The sequence below is a fragment of the Halanaerobium sp. genome, assembly GCF_003070835.1.
This window is the reverse complement of record NZ_QBLR01000430.1, coordinates 1-2,201: the sequence shown is the minus strand read 5'-3', so window position 1 is coordinate 2,201 and position 2,201 is coordinate 1. Positions and strand designations below refer to the sequence as shown.

Genomic DNA, 2,201 nt, shown 5'->3' with positions numbered 1-2,201 from the left:
AAAGGAGACAAGAAAATCATAACCGGGTCAGCTAGAGTAGATGAAATACAGACTGGTGTAAGCAACACTCTGACGCTTATAAAGAGATCTCCATAAGAGACACTCTTTTGCATCTTCGCTAGTAAAAAATGACATTAATATTTATAAAATCCAAAAGTTATTGGGTCATTCCAATATTTCTGTAACCAGCCTGTACGCTCATAGCAATATTGACGATTTAAGTGAAGCGGTTAATGTGCTTTGATACCAAAATCCCCTGCTATTATAGGCAGGGGAATCCTAATTAAAGGAGGTAATACATTTATGGCTGATACAGAAAAAGAACAGCCTATCTATGATGAAAAGGTCAACTATATTTTGACAACTTTAAAGAATGGGAAGTCCAGAGAGGAGATAGCTGATGATTTGAATTATTCCAGCTATAAGTCCATGGACATGTATATTAGAAGAAAAAACTTCCTCTGGGATGCTGATCGTGGTACTTATGTGCCAAAAGTAGATGACCCTGGATTTGAAAATAAGAAGTTAACTGGTATATCATCAAAAGCTGATTTAATTATTAGTTTGTTTGCTGATGATGGTAGTGATCCTAAGTCGGTTGCAAAGAAAGTAGGCTTTAATGATCATAAAGATTTAGCAGATTTTATGAAGCGACAGAATTATATCTGGTCCACAGATGAGCGGAATTACATTCATCAATCTGAAATGGAAGATGATGAGGAAGAAAGTAAGAAAGCTGCTCCAGAAACTAATGAGAAAGAACTTGCTGCAGAGATTAGAAAACAGGTTGAACGCCAGGTCAATGTTGCAGAAAGACTAGCTAAGTTTACTCCAGTGATGGAGTTTTTAGAAGAAAATATGGATTCTTTACAGGAACTATTAGCAGCTTCAGAAGATGGAGAAGACAGTGAGGGAGAAATCCCACATTTCGCAGTGCCAGGAACAACCAAAACTAAAAGTGTCTATATGGCTGATAGATTAGCTGAATTAGTTACAGAATTCAGCAAGGTTAGGAACGTATCTCAGAGAGATATTTTCGAAGCTGCAGTTATTGAATATTTACGGAAGTATGGTTACAGAGATGCAGTTAATTCTCTTCTCAAGTGATATAAAATAGATTTAATAGTAGGAGAAAATTAAGTTTTAGCGAAATAGTTATTAAGGAACTGTTTTTCTATGATGATTAATATGATATAATAATTATACAGGAAGTTAAAAGAGATGGAGGAACTAAATTGGATATTATTAAAAACCCACATGATTCTCTTTTTAAGAGGACTCTTGGTGATAAAGAAGTGGCAGTAGATTTTTTAGAAAATTATTTGCCCAATAATATTTTAAAAGAAATTGATCTAACAGATATTAAGGTAGCCAAAGATAGTTTTGTAGATGAAGAACTGGAAGAAAGTTTTTCTGATATTTTATATAATGTAAGTATAGATGGTAAAGAAGGATTTGTTTACCTGTTATTTGAACACAAGAGCTATTTTGATAAAATGACACCGGTCCAGATGCTTGGTTATATTTTAGATATCTGGAAGCTTTATAATAAACAGAATAAAAACGAGAAACTACCACCAATTATACCTATTCTTATTTATCATGGAGATAGAAAATGGAAGTATGGAAGCAGCTTATCAGAATTAATTGAAGCTACTTCAGAGGCTATTTCAGATTATATACCTGGTTATAATTATTTACTTTATGATTTCTCTAATTATTCTGATGCAGAAATAAAGGGACAGATTAAGCTGAGGCTCTTTTTGAAGTTGATCTCTCATATTTTTGATGATGATTTTGATAAAGGACTGCGGGAAGTTCTGCCTTTGTTAATTGAACTAAGAGAAAAAACAACCGGGCTGGAGTATATTGAAACTGTTGTTAAGTATATTTTAAATATTGGAGAGGAAATTTCTTTAAATGAGTTGGATCAAAAGGCAAAAAACATTTCAGCTGAAGGGAGTGCTGTAATTATGACTATAGCAGAAAAAATCTATCATGATGGAAAAGAAGAAGGTAAAGTAGAAAATATGCATGAAATGATTGAATTTGCAATGGAATTGAAATTTGGTTTAAGCAGCAAAAAGATTGTGCAGGAGATAAATAAGATAGATGATTATGAAAGATTAAAAAATATTAAAGATGCTATCAAAAGTTATGATTCTTTAGAAGAATTAGTTAAGAATATTGATATTTAAATT

2 protein-coding genes and 1 pseudogene are annotated in these 2,201 nt (G+C 32.5%); all 3 read left to right on the top strand.

Annotated features, from left to right (window positions below; all coding sequences use genetic code 11):
• Positions 1-97: 97 nt before the first annotated feature.
• Positions 98-244, top strand: a pseudogene (locus CI949_RS21055) (tyrosine-type recombinase/integrase); the annotation flags it as partial.
• 59 nt (positions 245-303) lie between these two features.
• The gene (locus tag CI949_RS20070) at positions 304-1,107 is read left to right on the top strand and encodes a hypothetical protein (RefSeq protein ID WP_290769755.1); all 804 of its coding nucleotides are present in this window, start codon (positions 304-306) and stop codon (positions 1,105-1,107) included.
• A 128-nt stretch (positions 1,108-1,235) separates the two neighbouring features.
• The gene (locus tag CI949_RS20065) at positions 1,236-2,198 is read left to right on the top strand and encodes an Rpn family recombination-promoting nuclease/putative transposase (protein WP_290769752.1); all 963 of its coding nucleotides are present in this window, start codon (positions 1,236-1,238) and stop codon (positions 2,196-2,198) included.
• Positions 2,199-2,201: the final 3 nt, after the last annotated feature.